This window comes from Ensifer sp. NPDC090286 (assembly GCF_044769565.1).
Lineage (GTDB): Bacteria > Pseudomonadota > Alphaproteobacteria > Rhizobiales > Rhizobiaceae > Ensifer.
Map to the genome: position 1 here is coordinate 859,824 of NZ_JBIVYF010000002.1, position 17,318 is coordinate 877,141.

Annotated in this window: 17 protein-coding genes; 9 read left to right on the forward strand and 8 right to left on the reverse strand. The window is 63.1% G+C overall.

Translation table 11 applies throughout. The annotated features are described in order from the left end of the window. The first annotated feature begins 253 nt into the window (after nucleotides 1-253). The gene (locus tag ACIQUG_RS14110) at nucleotides 254-1,237 is read left to right on the forward strand and encodes a sugar-binding transcriptional regulator (RefSeq protein ID WP_402322541.1); all 984 of its coding nucleotides are present in this window, start codon (nucleotides 254-256) and stop codon (nucleotides 1,235-1,237) included. A gap of 37 nt (nucleotides 1,238-1,274) precedes the next feature. On the opposite strand, the gene ACIQUG_RS14115 is transcribed toward ACIQUG_RS14110, so the two are convergent. The 7 genes from ACIQUG_RS14115 to ACIQUG_RS14145 form a co-directional block, all read right to left on the reverse strand. Then, nucleotides 1,275-2,222, reverse strand: coding sequence for a carbohydrate kinase family protein (locus ACIQUG_RS14115; RefSeq protein ID WP_402322544.1), 948 nt, complete (start codon nucleotides 2,220-2,222; stop codon nucleotides 1,275-1,277). A 77-nt stretch (nucleotides 2,223-2,299) separates the two neighbouring features. Further along, nucleotides 2,300-3,259 carry an ABC transporter permease gene (locus ACIQUG_RS14120; RefSeq protein WP_402323033.1) on the reverse strand — a complete coding sequence of 320 codons (960 nt, stop codon included), beginning with the start codon at nucleotides 3,257-3,259 and terminating at the stop codon, nucleotides 2,300-2,302. Between the two features lie 74 nt (nucleotides 3,260-3,333). Further along, the gene (locus ACIQUG_RS14125; protein ID WP_402322547.1) at nucleotides 3,334-4,902 is read right to left on the reverse strand and encodes a sugar ABC transporter ATP-binding protein; all 1,569 of its coding nucleotides are present in this window, start codon (nucleotides 4,900-4,902) and stop codon (nucleotides 3,334-3,336) included. An 84-nt stretch (nucleotides 4,903-4,986) separates the two neighbouring features. Further along, on the reverse strand, nucleotides 4,987-5,988 hold the full coding sequence (locus ACIQUG_RS14130; protein ID WP_402322550.1) for a substrate-binding domain-containing protein: 1,002 nt from the start codon (nucleotides 5,986-5,988) through the stop codon (nucleotides 4,987-4,989). Nucleotides 5,989-6,065: 77 nt separating this feature from the next. Then, nucleotides 6,066-7,040, reverse strand: coding sequence for an ABC transporter permease (locus ACIQUG_RS14135; RefSeq protein WP_402323034.1), 975 nt, complete (start codon nucleotides 7,038-7,040; stop codon nucleotides 6,066-6,068). 372 nt (nucleotides 7,041-7,412) lie between these two features. Continuing rightward, the gene (locus ACIQUG_RS14140; RefSeq protein WP_402322553.1) at nucleotides 7,413-8,144 is read right to left on the reverse strand and encodes an alpha/beta fold hydrolase; all 732 of its coding nucleotides are present in this window, start codon (nucleotides 8,142-8,144) and stop codon (nucleotides 7,413-7,415) included. A 113-nt stretch (nucleotides 8,145-8,257) separates the two neighbouring features. Next, nucleotides 8,258-9,307: an alpha/beta hydrolase gene (locus tag ACIQUG_RS14145; RefSeq protein ID WP_402322556.1), complete on the reverse strand. Its 1,050-nt coding sequence runs from the start codon at nucleotides 9,305-9,307 to the stop codon at nucleotides 8,258-8,260. Between the two features lie 172 nt (nucleotides 9,308-9,479). Here ACIQUG_RS14145 and ACIQUG_RS14150 point away from each other — a divergent pair, with 172 nt between their 5' ends. The 5 genes from ACIQUG_RS14150 to ACIQUG_RS14170 all read left to right on the forward strand — a co-directional run bounded on the left by ACIQUG_RS14150 (nucleotide 9,480) and on the right by ACIQUG_RS14170 (nucleotide 13,433). Further along, a complete protein-coding gene (locus ACIQUG_RS14150; RefSeq protein WP_402322559.1) occupies nucleotides 9,480-10,421 on the forward strand; it encodes a LysR substrate-binding domain-containing protein in 942 nt (313 codons plus the stop codon). Between the two features lie 403 nt (nucleotides 10,422-10,824). After that, a complete protein-coding gene (locus tag ACIQUG_RS14155; RefSeq protein ID WP_402322561.1) occupies nucleotides 10,825-11,316 on the forward strand; it encodes a carboxymuconolactone decarboxylase family protein in 492 nt (163 codons plus the stop codon). Further along, complete coding sequence (locus ACIQUG_RS14160; protein WP_402322564.1) at nucleotides 11,313-11,672, forward strand: Atu4866 domain-containing protein; 360 nt, start codon at nucleotides 11,313-11,315, stop codon at nucleotides 11,670-11,672. The genes ACIQUG_RS14155 and ACIQUG_RS14160 overlap by 4 nt, the downstream gene beginning before the upstream one ends. A gap of 139 nt (nucleotides 11,673-11,811) precedes the next feature. Beyond that, nucleotides 11,812-12,375, forward strand: a complete 564-nt coding sequence (locus ACIQUG_RS14165) for a hypothetical protein (protein ID WP_402322567.1) — start codon at nucleotides 11,812-11,814, stop codon at nucleotides 12,373-12,375. 167 nt (nucleotides 12,376-12,542) lie between these two features. Further along, entirely contained in the window at nucleotides 12,543-13,433 is an 891-nt protein-coding gene (locus ACIQUG_RS14170) for a LysR family transcriptional regulator (RefSeq protein WP_402322570.1), read from the forward strand. A gap of 54 nt (nucleotides 13,434-13,487) precedes the next feature. Here ACIQUG_RS14170 and ACIQUG_RS14175 read toward each other — a convergent pair whose 3' ends face one another. Next, nucleotides 13,488-14,390, reverse strand: a complete 903-nt coding sequence (locus tag ACIQUG_RS14175) for a LysR family transcriptional regulator (protein WP_402322573.1) — start codon at nucleotides 14,388-14,390, stop codon at nucleotides 13,488-13,490. 110 nt (nucleotides 14,391-14,500) lie between these two features. Between ACIQUG_RS14175 and ACIQUG_RS14180 the strand changes: the two genes are divergently transcribed. The 3 genes from ACIQUG_RS14180 to ACIQUG_RS14190 all read left to right on the forward strand — a co-directional run bounded on the left by ACIQUG_RS14180 (nucleotide 14,501) and on the right by ACIQUG_RS14190 (nucleotide 17,317). Continuing rightward, the gene (locus ACIQUG_RS14180; protein ID WP_402322576.1) at nucleotides 14,501-15,238 is read left to right on the forward strand and encodes an SDR family oxidoreductase; all 738 of its coding nucleotides are present in this window, start codon (nucleotides 14,501-14,503) and stop codon (nucleotides 15,236-15,238) included. A gap of 50 nt (nucleotides 15,239-15,288) precedes the next feature. Further along, entirely contained in the window at nucleotides 15,289-15,819 is a 531-nt protein-coding gene (locus ACIQUG_RS14185; RefSeq protein WP_402322579.1) for a DUF1097 domain-containing protein, read from the forward strand. Nucleotides 15,820-16,111: 292 nt separating this feature from the next. Beyond that, a complete protein-coding gene (locus tag ACIQUG_RS14190; protein WP_156134048.1) occupies nucleotides 16,112-17,317 on the forward strand; it encodes an MFS transporter in 1,206 nt (401 codons plus the stop codon). Nucleotide 17,318: the final 1 nt, after the last annotated feature.

Consider the following 17,318-nt stretch of genomic DNA (forward strand, 5'->3'; position numbering starts at 1 on the left):
TGGGATCGGCGTCTGGCGCGGGCCGCGTCGAAGAAGGCGCGATCCGATCCAGTCTGCCGCAGTCTCGCCTGCCCATGTGGCCGCATTCGTGGCCGCGTGCTCAAGCGCGATTCCGTTCTCGATCGCCCGTTACAATGGGGCATGAACAAATGACAACATCATGTGTCAAATGTCAATTGAGCGTTCGAATTTGTTTGACGGCGGCCTCATTTCCGGTTTGAGGTGGCGCAAACAGTATCAGGCGGAGTGACGGATGGCGGAGAGCGCACGGGCAAGTTGGATGATCGGCGAAGGCAAGTCGTTGCCGCCCGAGTTCGATGACGGGGTCGTTTGGGCCGCCTGGCTCTACTACGTCGATCAACTGACCCAGAGCGACATCGCCAAGATCCTCGGCATGTCGCGCGCGACCATTGTCAATTACCTTCAGGAGGCCCGTGAACGCGGCCTCGTTACCATCCGCGTCAACACCGACGTTGGCGGACGCGTGGCCATCGCGCGCAAGCTGAAGGAGAAGTTCGGGCTCGAGGGAGCGCTGGTCATTCCGGCCGGAGAGCCGGCGTCGCTGGTCACGCGGCTCGGTGAGGCCGGCGCCCGCCTGCTTGCCGACATGATCAAGCAGGGCGACACGATCGGCGTTGCCTGGGGACGGACGGTGCTTGCCGTCGCCGACCAGATCTCGCTGGCCGAACCGCTCGATGGGCTCACTGTCGTCCAGGTTTCGGGCAGCTCGATCGCCAATCCCGAGTTCTCGCCGGAGTTCTGCACCTCGCTGATGTCCCAGCGCATTCATGCACGCTGCGTCAACCTTTTGGCGCCGGCGCTGCTGTCGACGCCGGAACTCAAGCGCTGGCTGCTTTCGGAACCGGTGCTCGTCAAGCAGTTCGAGCTTATTCACTCCACCAACATCCTGGTCTTCGGCGTCGGCGATATCGGCCCCGACACGCTGATCCGCTCGGCCAATGTCGCAAGCCAGGAGGACTTCGATTCCTACCAGGCGCACGGCGCCGTCGCGGTGCTGATCTGCCGTTTCATCGACGAGGCAGGCCGACAGGTGAGCGGTGAACTCGACGATCGCATGGTGGGTATCGAGCTCGACGAACTCGTGCGTATACCAAGCCGCGTCTGTGTCGCCGGCGGTGCGAACAAGGTCACGGCGATCCGCGCGACGATGAATGGCGGCTACGCCACCCACCTCGTCACCGACATCGCAACCGCCGAGATGCTGCTGGCCGAATAGGCCTGAGGCGCTCCGACAGGAGCGCCCCGCCAGCCTATCAGTTCATTTTGACGCGCGCCGTGCGCATGAATGCCTGCGTCGCCTCAAAAGAGGTGATGCCGGCATCCGAACCGAGACCGGTCGCCACCAGCGCGGCCGAGGCCTGCGCGAACTTCAGCGACGTCTCCGTGTCCATCTTGTGGTGCAGGCCGGCGATGAAGCCGGCGTTGAAGGCATCGCCGCAGCCCGTCGTATCGACGACGTCGATCTCGAAGGCGGGCAATTTCACGGTCTTTCTGTCCGGATCCATGAAGTAGACGCCGTCGCCGCCGAGCGTGAAGACGCAGTGCTTCACACCGAGGTCGCAGAAGAAGAGCGCCGCATCCTCGGCAGTTTTCCGCCCGGAGATCAGCATGGCTTCCTCCACCGAGGGCATGAAGTAGTCGATATAGGGGAAGAGCGGGCGGATGAGGGAGAGCGTCTTCTCGCTGGCACCGAGCAGATCGAAGGTGACGGTGCGGCCCTTGGCCTTGGCCGCTTCGAGAAGCACGCGGCTCGGCTCGCCGTCGAGGCGGTCGAGCAGGCCCGTGCCGCCAAGATGAACGATCGGCGCCTCCGTTACGCGATCGAGTGCTTCGGCTGCGATCTCGAAATGGCCCGACGCGCCACGGACGTGAAGCGCCGGCCGTTCGCCGTTGCGGCGGATGTTGAGGATTGTGGCGGACGTCGGGACGCCCGGGATGCGCTGCATCTCTGCCGTGTCGACGCCGAAGCGCTGCAGGGTCGAAAGCACGAAGTCGGCCTTCTCGTCGTCGCCGACGGCGCCAACCGCAAGGCAGTTGAGACCGAGCTTCGCAAGGTCGACCACTGTGCCGCCGGCGGTACCGGCAACCGTCAGGCGGATCTCGTCGATGAACTCGACATTGCCGCCCTCGGGAATGCGGTCGACCGGGCGACCGAGGATGTCGAGAATGTAAAGTCCGATGACCGAAACATCGTGCGCCATGCACTCAAACCTTTCTCAAAGAAACAGGGGTGTAGACACCGGCCCCGACCGCGGCTTGGCGGCCTTAAGGCCGGCCGTCAGGATTGGCGGCCGCGGATCGAGAAGATCCCGCCGGCGAGAATGATGAAGATGCCGACGATGACGAGCTGCCAGGTGCTCGGTATGCCGACAAGAATGAGGACGTTGCTGACCAGCGTGATGAGAACCACGCCCAGAAGCGTGCCGATGACACTGCCGGAGCCGCCGGTGATGCGCGCGCCGCCGAGAACGACCGCGGCAATGATTTCGAGCTCGGCGCCCGCGAGATCGAACGGGTTCGCCAGGCGGTTGCTGGAGACGTGAATGATCCCGGCGATGCCGGCGAGAAGCCCGGCATAGGCAAAGACAAAGATGCGGACCGTGCGCAGATTGTAGCCGAGACGCTCGGCCACGCCGGCATTTCCGCCGACGGCATAGACCGCCCTGCCGATCAGGGTGCGCTCGAGAATCCACCAGGTGACGATCGCGGCGACCGCGAGGATCAGCACGAAGGCGGGCAGTGTCGAGGTCGAGCCGTTGGCGCTGTGGTGGGTGAAGAGCGCAAGCTTTCCGAAGGCGTCCATTGCCGCGGGAATGTTCATGAACAGCGCCGTGCCGACAAAGGTGAGCAGGAAGCTGCGAATGACATATTGCGTGCCGATCGTCACGATCAGCGACGGCGCCTTGAGCGCATGAACGAGAACGCCGTTGAGCGCGCCGAAACAGGCGCCGCCGACAGCGCCGAGCACAAGGATCGCCACGATCGGCATGTCGGGCACCACGTTCACAACCAGCATGGTGACGGCGTACATGACGAAGGCGGCGATCGCCGTGAACGAGACGTCGATGCCACCGGAGGCCAACACGACGAGCACGCCGAGCGCGAAAAGGCCACGCACGACGGACGCGCGCAGGATGTCGAAAAGGTTCGATACCTGCCAGAAGTCCGTGTTGATCGCGCCGACGACGAGCGAGACGGCGACGATCAGGATCAGCGTGAAGGCCGGCGGATGCCGCATGAGCCACGCCCAGATGCCGGCAACCGCGCCTGCGCTTTCAGACCGGGGTGCTGCCGAGGAAAAGGTGGTTTCGGTCATTGAAGCCTCGCAATGGTATCGTCCGTCAGCGCACGCGAGAGGACGTCTTCGGCCAGCCCTTCGGCGGCAAAGGTTTTGACGACGCGACCCTTGCGCATGACCATGATGCGGTCGCAGTTCTGCAACAATTCGGGCAGGTCGTCGCTGATGATGATGACGCCCATGCCGTCGCCGGCGAGCCGCTGGATGATCCGATAGATCGTGTCCTTGGAGCCCACATCGACGCCGACGGTCGGGCCGTGCAGGATCAGAAGTTTTGGCTCGATTGTCAGCCAGCGCCCGATCAGCACGCGCTGCTGGTTGCCGCCGGACAGCGACTGCACCGGCTTGTCGACGCCGGCCGAGACGACCTGGAGATCGTCGACCGTGCGCTCGGCAAGCGCACGGCTGCGGCGCCCGTCGACGATACCGAGGGCATTGCGCAGCCGGTCGAGGACCGGAACCACGATATTGTCCTTGATCGATTGCGAGAGGAACAACCCCTCCGAGAGCCGGTCCTCGGGAACGTAGCCAATCCCCGAAGCAATGGCGTCGGCGGGTTTGCCAAGGCGGATCTCGTCGCCCTCGAGAAAAATGCCGCCACCGTCGGCCGGCGAAACCCCGGCGAGCGCAAGCGCCAGTTCGTTGCGCCCGGAATCGAGCAGGCCGGTAATGCCGACGATTTCGCCCTTGCGCAACGACAAGGAGACGTCAGCGAAAAAGCCGCTCCGCGAGAGCTTTTCGACATTGAGCAACTTCTCGCCGAGCGTGACGGCAGAGCGCTGGCGCGTATCGTCCAACACCTTGCCGGTCATCCAGAAGGCCAGATCCGTCTTCGAATGGCCTTCGACATCGCATTCGGCGACCTTCTGGCCGTCGCGCATGATGATTGCCCGCCCGCCGAGCGATTTGCACTCGTCGAGCTTGTGGGTGACGAACAGGACGGCAACGCCCTTGGCGCGCAGGCGATCGACGACGCCGATGAGATTGTCGACCTCGTGTTTGGTCAGCGCCGTCGTCGGCTCGTCCATGATGACGAGGCGAGCGTCGGAGGCGATCGCACGGGCAATGGCGATCAGCTGCCGCGTCGCCATCGGCAACTCGTCCGTGCGCGTCGACAGAAAGGCCCTGCTCGCGGGCAGGCCGACGGCCGCAAGGGCGCGCTCGGCGGTCGCCCGCATTTTCGGTATGTCGAGCCGCCGCGCAAGCTTGCCCGACGAGGATACGAGCTGCTGCGTCAGGCCGATGTTCTCTGCGACGGAGAGATTGGGGAGCAGCGAGAAATCCTGATAGACCGTTTCGATGCCGGCAGCGAGGGCTGCGACCGGCGTCAGTCCGGTAACCGTCTTGCCGTCGATCAGGAGTTCGCCTGCATCGGCCCCTTGAGCCCCGGAAATGATCTTGATGAGCGTGCTCTTGCCGCAGCCGTTCTCACCCATCAGGTGATAGATGTTGCCGGCCTCGATCGAAAGGCTGACGCCCTTCAGCGCGCGTACGCCGCCGAAGTGCTTCTCGATGTTGCGCACCTCCAGAAACGGGGTCGTAGGCTTGAGATGCGGTTCACCGCCAGTGGGCTGGGGCTGCATGGCTTTGTCCTGATGGGGCATGAGGGCGTTCGAGGGACATGCCGCCGCGCCGGTGGGCGCGACGGCATCGATCGGCTGAACCGATCAGAACGGGTATTTGCTGTAGTTCGACTTGTCGACGTCGACCCAGGCTTCGCCGACGACGATGATGCCTTCACCTGCACCCTTCTTGACCGTCACCTTTTCGTAGCCGGGCACGCCGAGATCCATGCCGTCCTTGATCTCTTCGCCCTTGATGACCATGTCGGCGACCTTGTTCATGACGTAGCCGGCATCCTTCGGATCCCAGAAGCTGATGCCATCTACAGCACCGGATTCCAGATAGGATCCGGTATCCTTCGGCAGGCCGATACCGAACACGCAGGTCTTGTCCTGAAGGCCAGCCTCTTCGACGGCGCGGCCGATGCCGATGACGTCGATGGCGGAACCGCCCTGGAAGCCCTTGATATCGGGATACTTGCGCAGGATTTCGCGGGCCTTCTCATAGGCGCGGTTGGCGTCGTTGAAGGATTCGTTCTTCTCTGAGACCAGTTCCATGTCCGGGTACTTCTTGGCGTTTTCAGCGCCGCCGTCAGCCCACTGCACGTGCGTCAGGCTGCCGAGCGAACCGACGAAGGACGTCCACTTGCCGGACTTGCCCATGCACTCGGCGATCTTTTCGTTGAAGCGAGCGCCGAAGGCCTTGTTTTCGAAGGCTTCGATGTCGACGAGCGTGTTCTTCATGCTGTCGGCTTCGTGGGTCACAACCTTGATGCCGCGCTGGGCGGCGCGCTTCAGCACGCCTTCGAGCGACGCTGCATCCATCGGCACGACGGCAATCGCGCTAACCTTCTTGGCGACGAGGTCTTCGATCAGGCGCGCCTGCTGGGCAGCGTCTGCCTTGCCGGGGCCAATCTGGCTTGTGGCAACCGTATCATTGTCGTTGCCGTAGGCGACAACGCCTTCCTCCATGCGGGTAAACCAGTTCTCGCCGGTGACCTTCACGACGGTCACGATGCTCGGCTTCTCCTCCGCAGTGGCCGCCGTTGCGGCCCAGATGGTGCCGAGGGCCACGGTGCAGGCGGCAATTTTACGAAAATCAGGCATAGTTCCTCCCATTGCGCCTTCGAAAGGAAAGAGCTGTGGCGCGCGAAGGCTCGCGCCCGGCCCTGGCGGAAACGGGGTTAGCTGCGGGCCGCCCTGAACCAGGCTTTGAGATCGAAGCCGGAGGTGGCGATGAAGACGAGCAGAAGAACGCCCCAGGCGAGATCCCGGAAGAAATTCGAGATGTTCATGAAGTTGAAGAGGCTGGAGAGCATCTGCAGCGATGTTGCCGAAAGCACGACGCAGATGACCCGCCCATAGCCGCCCTCAGGGCGAACGCCAGCCATGACGGCGATCAGGATCGCGATGAGGACATAGGAGGTGCCGTAGTCCCACTTGACGCTTGAGGTACGCGCGGCGATGACGATGCCGGCAACCGACGCCAACAGGCCGCAAACCGTATAGGTCAGGAACAGGATGCGCTTTTCCGGGATGCCGGCGTAGCGCGCCGCCTTGGCATTGTTGCCGAGCAGAAGCAGACGCTGGCCGAAGGGCGTGAAACGCAGGATGGCGCCGATCGCAAGTGCGACGACCAGGAACAGAGCGAAGCATTGGGGCACGTTCAGGATCGTGGCATTGCCGAAATCGTCGAGCGGCTCGACATAGCCGATGCTGAGCGCCGAACCGTTGGTGAGAACGATCGCCAGCCCCGTGAAGAGCAGTTGCGTGCCGAGCGTGGCGATGATCGGCGTCAATCCGACCGTGGCGATCAGGAACCCGTTCAGCATGCCGCCGACAAGGCCGACGCCAAGCGCAAGGCCGATCAGGCTCCAGGTGAAAAGAAGCGGAGCGTCGTCTGCGGAAATCACATCGCGCAGGAAGAAGTAGGCGGCAACCCCGGAGAGATTGGCCAGCGCGATGCCGGAAAGGTCGATACCGCCATTGCCGGACATCATGGCCAACATGACGCCAAGCGCGAGGAAACCCAGCTCGGGGACCTGCGACGCCATGGACTGGAAGTTATAGAGCTCGACGAAGTTGGCGCCGACGAGCACCGCACCGGCGACAATCGCGGCAACGTTCACAGTGGCAAGAAAGCCGAGCTGCCGATCCATCTGAAAAGCCACGATGTCCCCTCCCATGCTGGCATCTGTGCAGACGGATATGCTTCCCGGCCCTTCGGTTTCAGGCTCCTGTCTCCCCTGAAACCAGCCGGCAGCCGGCGTCCTCTGTACATTTCTGACATTTGCCAGTCATCAGTGTGTTTTGTCAACAACGTTCTTCACGCTGTTCTGTTACGTCCACGGGAGGTGAGCGGACGTGGCGAGTTAGTCGGCCGCTTAAGCGGCGTGCGCGGCCCTATCAGTTCATTGGGCAGGCCCGCGGCCGGTGAGAGATCCGCTCGATTGGCAAGAGGACAGGCTGGAAACGGGAAAGGGTGAAGCCAGCGCTCGCTCGAACGGGGCGCCGTTTGACTGGCGCGATCGTTAGGCGCCGGTGTTCAATTGATCAAGCCAATCCCGAATGACGGCCGCAACGCTTTGCGGCGCTTCCATTGGAACCATGTGGCCGGCTTCAGCGACGACCTCGAAGCTTGAGCCGACGAGCCCGTGGTGCAGTTCGAGCGCCTCGGCGCGCGATCTTAAGCGATCCTCTTCACCGGCAATGACGAGGCTGGGGCATCGGATCGAAGCCAGTACATGCCGTTCGTCCTTCCGCTCGATGAGCGACTGGCGGCGAAAGGCGTCGCCTCCCATTCGCTGGCCGGCTGCCTGAATGCGCTCAAGGATATCGGCCCGCCCGGCATTGTCGGGGTGAAGGGACGAGAGGATGGCCAACCGGCTGAGGCCTCTGAATGCCGTGCCGGCCGACTGCCCGGCGACGGCTGCCTTTCGTTGGCACTCCACGTCGCTGTCGCCGCGCGCGGACGTGGCGATGAGGACAAGGGCGCTCACCCGCTCGGGGGCCTGACGGACGATTTCCCGGGCGACGTAGCCTCCCATGGAGAACCCAACGAGTATGAAGCGATCCGGCGCATCCAGCAGCGCGCGACGGGCCATGGCAGCGATCGAGGCATCCTGCGACAGGTCGGCATAGGTCGCAGGCCCGTAGTCGCCAAGCGCGGGAACAACGTCGCGCCAGAGATCGGCGTCCAGCATGAAGCCGGGAACCAAGAGCATTGCCACCGTCGCCACCTCGCCTTGCATCTGCGCGTACATTGACCCTATCGGAAGAAAAGGCTGTGGTCGTCAAGCGAGATGCCCGCCTTTGGGCCCACAGCCTGTTGCGCTATGGCAGCCGTGCGGCGCGAACCGTGCAGTGCGCCGGCCCTTCAGTCGGTTTCCAACGATCGGCCCAAGGCCGATTTCCAGCTGGCGATGAAATCTGCCGAAACGCGAGCTTGCGGCACCATCGTATCGAAGCCGTGATAGGCCCCGGGAACCACGGACATTTCGACAGCGATCCCAGCTTCGATGAGGCGGGAAGCGAAACGTATCGATTCCTGTGCGAACAGGTCGAGCGTGCCGACGCCGATCCAGGTGGGCGGCAAGCCGGCAAGATCGACGGCGCGCGCCGGAACCGCCTCCGCCGGTGCTTCCGCCACCAGCGGCTCGCGCCCGAGGACCGAAGTCCAGCCGAAAGCATTCGACTGCGTGTTCCAGATGAAGGCTCCGACGTGAGCCGGTGGTAAGCGCAGTGCAGTGCGGTCGTCGAGCATCGGATAACGCAACAACTGGAAACGGATCGGCCACTCGCTGCGGTCGCGCGCCCGGAGCGAGACGGCCGCGGCAAGGCCGGCGCCGGCACTCTCGCCCATCACGGCGATCCGTTTCCGATCGACGCCGAGCTCGGCTGCAGCCTGATGCAGCCAGCCGAGCGCCGCGTATGCATCGTCAAGTCCGGCGGGGAAAGGATGCTCGGGCGCCAGACGATAGTCGACCGAAACGATGAGCGCACCCAGTTCCGCGGACAGTTGCTGCAGTTCAGGAATGGCCACCTCGGGCTTGCCGACGACAAGTCCGCCACCATGGAGATGCAGGATCGCCGGTTTGTCCGTGCGCTCCGGCGCCGGATCGAGAACGACGATCCTCAGTTTGGAGTTCCCCTCCCCGCCCGCGATGAAGCGGTCTTGCGGTTGCACGGCCGGCGGCGACAGCGCCGGCGGGAACGGGACGCTGCGGACTGCCTGAAGATTGTCCATGCCGAGGTCGAGCGGCGGGATGTGTTCAAGGATCGGGCGCAGTTCAGGATCGACCAGATCGATGGCCGCGAAGGCTGGCGGTCGTTGCAACTCTGACGACGCGGTTTCAGCGCTTGCGTCGGCGGTGAGCAAGGCGATGGACAGCGACATGGCGGCAAATTCCCTGACATTGAGAGGCATGCGGGTCTCCTGACGGAAATGGTGACGTTTCCGACGGCCGCCAGGACTTGAGGTTCGGAATCAACAGCGAACTCCGGTCCAAGGCGCGGAACGTGAAAAACATCTGGTTCATGGGGAGAAGGTAGATTATCCCTGTTCGCTGGATAATTCGCTAGATTTGGAATTAGAATCCATGTTGGTAGATAATAGGGTTATTGCCGCTTCGACCGTGGAGCGCCTCCCTCCGGTCGAGGCCGTGGTCATTTTCACCCGCGTTGCGGAGATGGGCAGCTTCACCGCCGCGGCGCGCTCGATGGGCATCCCTCTGGCGACCGTCAGCAAGCGCGTGGCCGAACTAGAGGAGCATCTCGGCGTCAGGCTGATCGCGCGAACGACACGACGTTCGTCTCTTACCGAGCCCGGCAAGCGTTTCCTTGTCCACGGTCGCTTGATCGTCGATGCCCTGCAACGGGCGACGGACGAAGCCGCCCAAGCGGTCGCAGAACCTTCCGGCAGGCTCAGGCTGTCGATGTCGTCGGTGCTGGTCGAGGCGGGCCTCGGCAAGGTCGTGGCGCGTTTCGCCGCGGCGAACCCGAAACTGCACTGTGAGATCGATGTCTCGGATCGACATGTCGATCTCGTTGCCGAAGGCTATGACCTCGCCGTGCGCGTCGGCAAGCTCAAGGACTCGTCCCTGATCGGCCGCAAGATCGGCCGCACCGAGGCGTCTATATTTGCGGCACCTGTGCTGGTTGCCGCGCACGGCCTGCCGTCGCTCCCGTCCGATCTCAAAGCCTATCCGCTGATCGGCGAGCAGATCGTACCGGGCGAAACCCAGGTCTGGACACTCCACCATAAAACGCAGAACCCGATGAAGGTGGAGTTCAAGCCGCGCATGTGCGCCAACAGCGTCCGGGCCATATCCGAGGCCATCGAGGCCGGGATCGGCATCGGCCGCCTACCGACCGTCATCGGCCGCAGAATGGTCGCCGAGGGGACGGCCATAGAGATATTGCCTGGCTGGGCCGGCCCCGGACTGGATATTTCGCTGATCTACCCTGCGAGCCGCGGCATGCTGCCCGGTGTGCGCCTTCTGATCGATACGCTGAGCCGCGAGGCTGGGGTGTTTTTGTAGGGGATCTCGAGATCAAGGTGTGGTGTGGTGCCGTCCCAATTGCGCCAAAGATCCCGTGCCCGAGAAAACAAAATGTACCTGTCATAACTGACACGGTTGCGATGGTCGTGCCGTCGAACAGTATTGCGATTGATTAGCCAGGCTTACCAGTCTGGATCGAAATCGGCGTCTTATCGTTCCAATCTTCCCCGCCTACCTTTTGCGTCGATACCGCAACGCAAAACGGAGGAGAACAGGAAGGCCCGCTGAATTTCGGCGCTCCAAACGGCAGTGCCTCCCCCAATTCAACAGACGCGGACAGGACGCGCGCTAGCCGCGCCTTCCCACCGGCATCGAACAGCCGGAGCAATGACGACGTTTGCGACCGCTGGACGTCGCACAGTCATCTATCGAGGAGAGAAACATGCGTGATCGCATTCAATCGCAATTTGCGGCCGCGGGTGCGGCCGTTTTCCTGGGCCTTTCGCCGGAGGTCGCCTTCGCCCAATCCCTGGAGGAGCGTCGCGAACGCGGCGCTGCCGTCATCCGGACGCTCAACAATGGCGTGACGCAGCCCAACCTGGAACGGATGCGGCAGGAGTTTCCCTTCCTTGCCGACGCAACCGAGGCCTATGCCCTCGGCGACGTCTGGTCTCGCCCGGGCCTCGACAACAGGACGCGGCAATTGGCGGCGGTCGCCGCCTTCGCCGCGATGGGCCTGACCGACCTGATGAAGGTCCATGCCGGATACGCGCTCAACATCGGCGTTTCCGAGGATGAGCTCAAGGAAGTCATGTACATGGTGACCGTTCCGGCCGGATTTCCCCGGGCCATTGCTGCGTCGCAATCGCTGTCACAGCTCTTTGCCGAGCGGGCCGATGCGGGCAAGGACAAGCCTGCGGGAGAGCGGCCATGAACAATTTCCCCAAACTTGCCGCCGCCACCCTTATTGCCGGTCTGGCGTCCCTCGACGCGCCGATCTCCCGTCAAGCCGTCGCGGAGGACGCCGTGAGCAGCGAAGCACAGAACAAGCAGGCAGATCATCCCTATGTCGGCATGTGGGTCACCGAGGACGGGCGGATCCGGCAGGAACTGTTGCCGAACGGTCGCTACGACGAGGCGCGCGGAAACCGAAAGAGCGCCTATCAGGGGCGCTACGAAGTGACCGGCAACCAGATCAACTACTGGGACGACACCGGCTTCACGGCCGATGGCGCGTTCATCGACGGCGTGCTGCATCACGGCGGCATGGTTTTTTACCGCGAGAGGTGACGACGGAAGGGGAGCATGTGAAGACCGTCGTTGCCTGGTGCACCTCGATCCTTGATGCCAACGCCGGCTGTCACGTGTCTCCCGCCTCGTCTCTGCAGCCGCCTGTCCGCGGCAATACAATAGACAAGGAACCAAACCCATGAAGTTCAACATGCTCGCCCTGGCAGCATCCTGGATGCTGGCGACGGGGACCGCCTTTGCGCAACAAGAGACACAGCCCGCCTGCCCTGCAGCCGGGCCGCACGGGCCGGCGGAACTGCATAGAAGCTGGATCCTCGAAGGCTGGGAGCGCACACCCGGGGATCCGGCATTCAAGTTCGCCGACAAGCTCGGACGCTACTACGACCTCGATGGCGAGGGCGTGTTCTACGACGATCTGGCGCCGAACTTCCGAACGGCGCGCCGCGCGGCCGGTTACGGAGCCATGTGGGAAGGGCCTTTCAACAACATGCGCGCGGCGATACACGCCGTCTCCGACGGGCCTGATGCGATCGTCGGCGAGCGCGTCGCGTCGACGACGCTCGAATTCGTCGCACGGCTCGAAACGAATGATGGCACAGTGACGGCGATCATCGACCGTTCTCAACTCGGTTGGGAGTGTGACGGTCGCCGTTGGGTCATCCGCCATGAGCACAACTCTGCACGGACCGTCAGCGAAGGCGAGATTGCGCCGTTTCTGGCGCAGGAGGCGGGGAAGAAGTGAAGGCGCTGCCAGGCTCTTGCAATCGCAACAAGCCTCTGGAGGCGATCACAGGCGCGGCAGAACTCGGCGGTGACATTGTTTGATGCCTTGAAGGTTGTTGATCGGCAGGCCAAGATTGCATCTTCATTCTGCCCAATCATGCCGACACCGGTAAGCTGAGCTGTCCAATGGCCGTCGATCTCAACGCCATCTCCGTCTTCATGGCCGTCGCCGAAGCGCGGAGTTTTCGCGCGGCTGCCGAGCATCTGGGCGTTACCCGATCGGCCGTAAGCCAATCGCTGCGGCGGCTGGAAGATCGGCTCGGCGTGGCACTCGTGCAGCGGACGACACGCAGCGTCAGCCTCACGGAGGCTGGCGCGCAACTTTACCTGCGCGTAGCTCCGGCCCTCGCAGAGGTCGGCCTGGCGCTGGACGCCACGGCGGACCGGGACATGGCGCCAACCGGGCTGTTGCGGCTGGCGGTGTCCTCGATCGCCGAAAGGTTCATCTCAGGAGCACTGCTCGCAAGTTTTGCCGAAGCCTACCCCACGATCCAGATCGATGTGACCGTCACGGACGAGGAGTTCGACATCGTGGCCCAAGGCTATGATGCCGGGGTGCGGCTTGGCGAGGTCATCGAGCAGGACATGATCGCAGTGCCGGTATCGGCCGAGCAACGTCAGACGGCGGTTGCGGCGCCATCCTATATCGAACGCTTTGGCAGGCCTTTGCTGCCGGCGGACCTCGCCCAGCACCGCTGCATCGGCTGGCGCCCGGCGCCCCAGACCGCACCTTATCGCTGGGAATTCGGCAAGGATGGCCGCGAGTTCGACGTGGCGGTGAACCCGCAGATCACCACCAACGACATGTCGCTGATGATCCGGACCGCCTGCGCCGGGGGCGGCATAACCTTCGGCATGGAGGAAACCTTCAGGCCCTATGTTTCCGCTGGACAGCTGGTGCCGCTTCTCGAAGACTACTTCCCGCCATTCGCGGGCTTTTATCTCTACTTCCCCAATCGACGGAACCTGGCGCCGAAGCTGCGCGCGCTGATCGAGCACGTTCGGTGGCGACCATAGCGGTGAGCACGGCGATAGGCCGCTGAAATGCGCTCTGCCTTCGACGCGATATGCCTAGGCGACGATCTCGCGCACGAAGTCGAGAAAGACCCGCAATTTGGCGGGCATCAACTCCGAGCGGCGATAATAGGCATGAAGCGGGAAGGTTTCTTCCGCCCAGTCCGGCAGGATCTGGATCAGATCGCCGCCTGCCAATTCGTCCCTGACATAGAGTTCGAGCAGCTGCGCGATGCCGGCGCCGCTGCGGCAGGCGGCAATCAGCGAGCCCGTGTCATTGACTGTGACCCGGCCGCTCGCAGCAAACGGTACGGCTTCGCCCCGACGCTGAAACTCCCAGGTGAAGGGGCGGCCGGTCGCCGGGTCGCGGATGAGGACGCACTGGTGTCCATGAAAGAGATCGGCTGGCACTTGCGGTTTGCCATATCTCTCAAGGTATTGCGTCGACGCGCAGGTGAACACGCGCGTTTCCAGCAACAGCTCCGCATGTAACGAATGGGCGCCAGGTTCGCCGAAGCGTATGGCGACATCCGTCCCCTCGCCGACAAAATCGCCGATCGAGTCGCGCACGAAGATTTCGACCGAGAGTTCCGGATAGCGCTCGAGAAAGTCATTGATCCTCGGGGCGAGTACAAAATGCCCAAAGGTTCCGTCGACATTGACCCGCAGCTTGCCGCGCACCTGCGTTTTGGTGCCGCCCGCCATGATTGCGGCCTCCTCGATCGCTGAAAGGAGGGGTGCGACGCGTTCATAAAAGTGCCGTCCCTCGTCCGTGAGCGAGATTGCCCGGGCGCTTCGATTGAAGATCCGTATGCCGACGCGCTCCTCGAGACGCGCGACCGCGCGGCTGACCGCTGGCTGGGTCAGCCCCATTGCCTCACCGGCCCGGGCAAAGCTGCCGGCCTCGACGACCGCAGTCAGCACACCGATCCCACTGAGCAGGCGCGCATCGAATGTCATGACTCATACTTTCAATCATTGTTGACCTACAAACTATGCATTTTTTCTTCTCTCACGCCAGGCGTATCCTCCTAACGATCAATAGACGGCACACTTGAAAGGCTTGGCAAATGAGCAACAGCAACAAGGTCGCACTGGTAACCGGAGCGTCGCGAGGCATTGGCGCGGAAATCGCCAGGGGCCTCGCCCGAGACGGCTTCAAGATTGTCGTGAACTATGCGGGGCGTACCGAGGCGGCCAAGGTGGTCGCGGACCAGATCATCGGCAGCGGCGGTGACGCATGCGTTGTCCAGGCGGATGTCAGCGACGCCGGCGCGGTTGCGGCAATGTTCGACACGGCCACGCAAGCCTTCGGCGGCGTGGACGTCGTCGTTAACAGCGCCGGCATCATGAAGCTTGCGGCGATTGCCGACATCACAGACGACGTCGTGAACGAAACCATCGCGATAAACCTGAAGGGCACGTTCAACGTCTGCCGCGAGGCGGCGAGACGGCTGCGCACCGACGGCCGCATCATCAACGTCTCGTCGAGCGTGATTGGAATGCGGCTGCCGACCTATGGCATCTACATCGCCACCAAGGCGGCGGTCGAAGGTCTTACCCAGGTGCTCGCCCAGGAGATGCGTGGACGCGGCGTTCGCGTGAACGCCATCGCCCCCGGGCCGGTTGCAACCGAGCTGTTTCTGAGCGGCAAGAGCCAGGAATTGCTGGACCGGATGGCCAAGATGAACCCCATCGAACGGCTCGGCGAACCGGAAGATATCGCCCGTGTCGTCTCTTTCCTCGCCGGACCGGAAGGCGCGTGGGTCAACGGCCAGGTCATCCGGGCAAATGGCGGCATGTGCTGACCCGCACGCCTCTTCTCACAACCTAGGCTCATTCAAGGAAGGGATGTCTGATGACGCAGGAAACGACTCATGCAGAGACCCATGGTTCTGCCGGATCCGGGAGCAGCACCGGGCTTTATCTGATCTTCACCGTCACCGCAGCCTTCGTTGCAGCGATGGCCTCCGGCCTCAGCCTGGTGCTCGCGATCGCTCCCTGGGCCATGTTCATGGGATGGATCGCCTACTTTACGCGCAAGCCGTCGCCGGCTGAGGGGTTGCGGACCTATGTGTGCGTCGTGATCGGACTTTCGCTCGGCGCGATCTCGACCCTGGCGGTCGCGCTGCTGGCCCCGATGCTCGGTGCACTGGCGCTGCCAGCGGTCGTCTTCGTGACCGGATCCGTCGTCATCGTCACGCGAGGCTTGCCCTGGCTGAACAACCTCCTCGGTTACTTCATCGGGCTGGTCACTTTCTTTGCAGCGCACCTCGAGCCGACCCTGGCAACCCTCAGCGAACTCGCCGGCGCGACCGGCCTCGGTTCTCTTGCCGGATGGGTCGCCCAGATCATCGAAAGCCGCACCCGTCGGGCGGTGCGGGCGTGAGCCACGCATTCGTTGCTCCGCCGTGAGATCGGTTTCAGACACGAGGCCTGAGTCGGCGCGAACGAGTGCAAGCGAGGCGGGAACCGGACCTTGACGGCAAGCGCCGAGGTGCCCGCTGTCGGAGACAGACGAAGAAAGCGCCCGAACGCGCCGAACCTTCTGGCCCGATAGCCCATTTTTTCGCGCGCGACGTCATCCGGTGGTTGCCCGCCTATCGGCGGATGCATAAGCTCCCCGCCGCGCGGCATCGCCGCAGGCCGTTTCACGGCATCCTGGAGTCTAGAAATCTACCATGACAGTCGCCATCCCTGCCGTGACACGCCCGAAGACGCATCTTGCCGTCCTGGTCGTTCTCGGGGTCACCCATCTCCTCAACGACCTCATGCAGTCGCTGATCCCGGCCGCCTATCCGATCCTGAAGGACGCCTATGCGCTCGACTTCGTGCAGATCGGCATGATCACCATGACCTTCCAGATTGCCGGGTCTCTGCTGCAGCCAGCGATCGGCATGGTCACGGACAAGCACCCCGCCCCCTATTCGCCGGTTGTCGGGATGATGTTCACGCTGTCGGGCCTGGTCAGCCTCGCCCTTGCCGATAGCTATGCCATGATCCTTGTCTCGGTCGCACTGATCGGCATAGGGTCGTCCATCTTCCATCCCGAAGCCACGCGCATGGCGCGCTATGCCGCGGGCGGCCGGCAGGGATTGGCGCAGGGACTGTTTCAGGTCGGCGGCCAGGCAGGCGGTGCGCTCGGCCCGGTCTTTGCCGCGGTGATCATTGTCCCCTGGGGGCAGCCGAGCCTTGCCTGGTTCGCCGCCCTGGCCTTGCTGGCCATGATGCTTCTCGCCTGGATTGGCAGCAAACAGCGCGAGATCAGCGCCGCATTCATGGCGCTGCGGGCGGAGAGCAAGAAGGCTGGCAGCGTCCGTCACGCGCCGGCAACGATCGCCGTCGCTCTGGTGGTCCTGACCCTGCTGATGTTCACCAAGAACGCCTATGGTGAAAGTTTCCGTTCGTTCTACACCTTCTACCTCATGGAAAGGTTCGGCCTTTCCATTCCTTCCGCACAGATGATGCTGTTCATCTTCCTGCTCGCCTCGGCCGCAGGCGCACTGATCGGCGGCATTATCGGCGATCGCATCGGGCGCTACCGGATCATCTGGATCTCGGTTCTGGGGCCGCTTCCCTTGACGCTGATCCTGCCCCACGTCGATCTGTTCTGGACCGGCGTGCTGACGGTGATGATCAACCTGATCATGGCAAGCGCCTTTGCATCGATCCTGATCTACGCCATCGAACTGCTACCGAACCGCATCGGACTGATCGGCGGGCTGTTCTACGGCCTGAACTTCGGCTTGGGCGGCATTGCCGCAGCGCTTCTCGGCATATTGGCCGACCGCTACGGCGTCGAAACGGTCTATTATATCTGCTCGTTCCTTCCGCTTGCGGGACTTCTCGCTTGGTTCCTCCCGAAGATCGAGGAGGGGCGCCATTGAG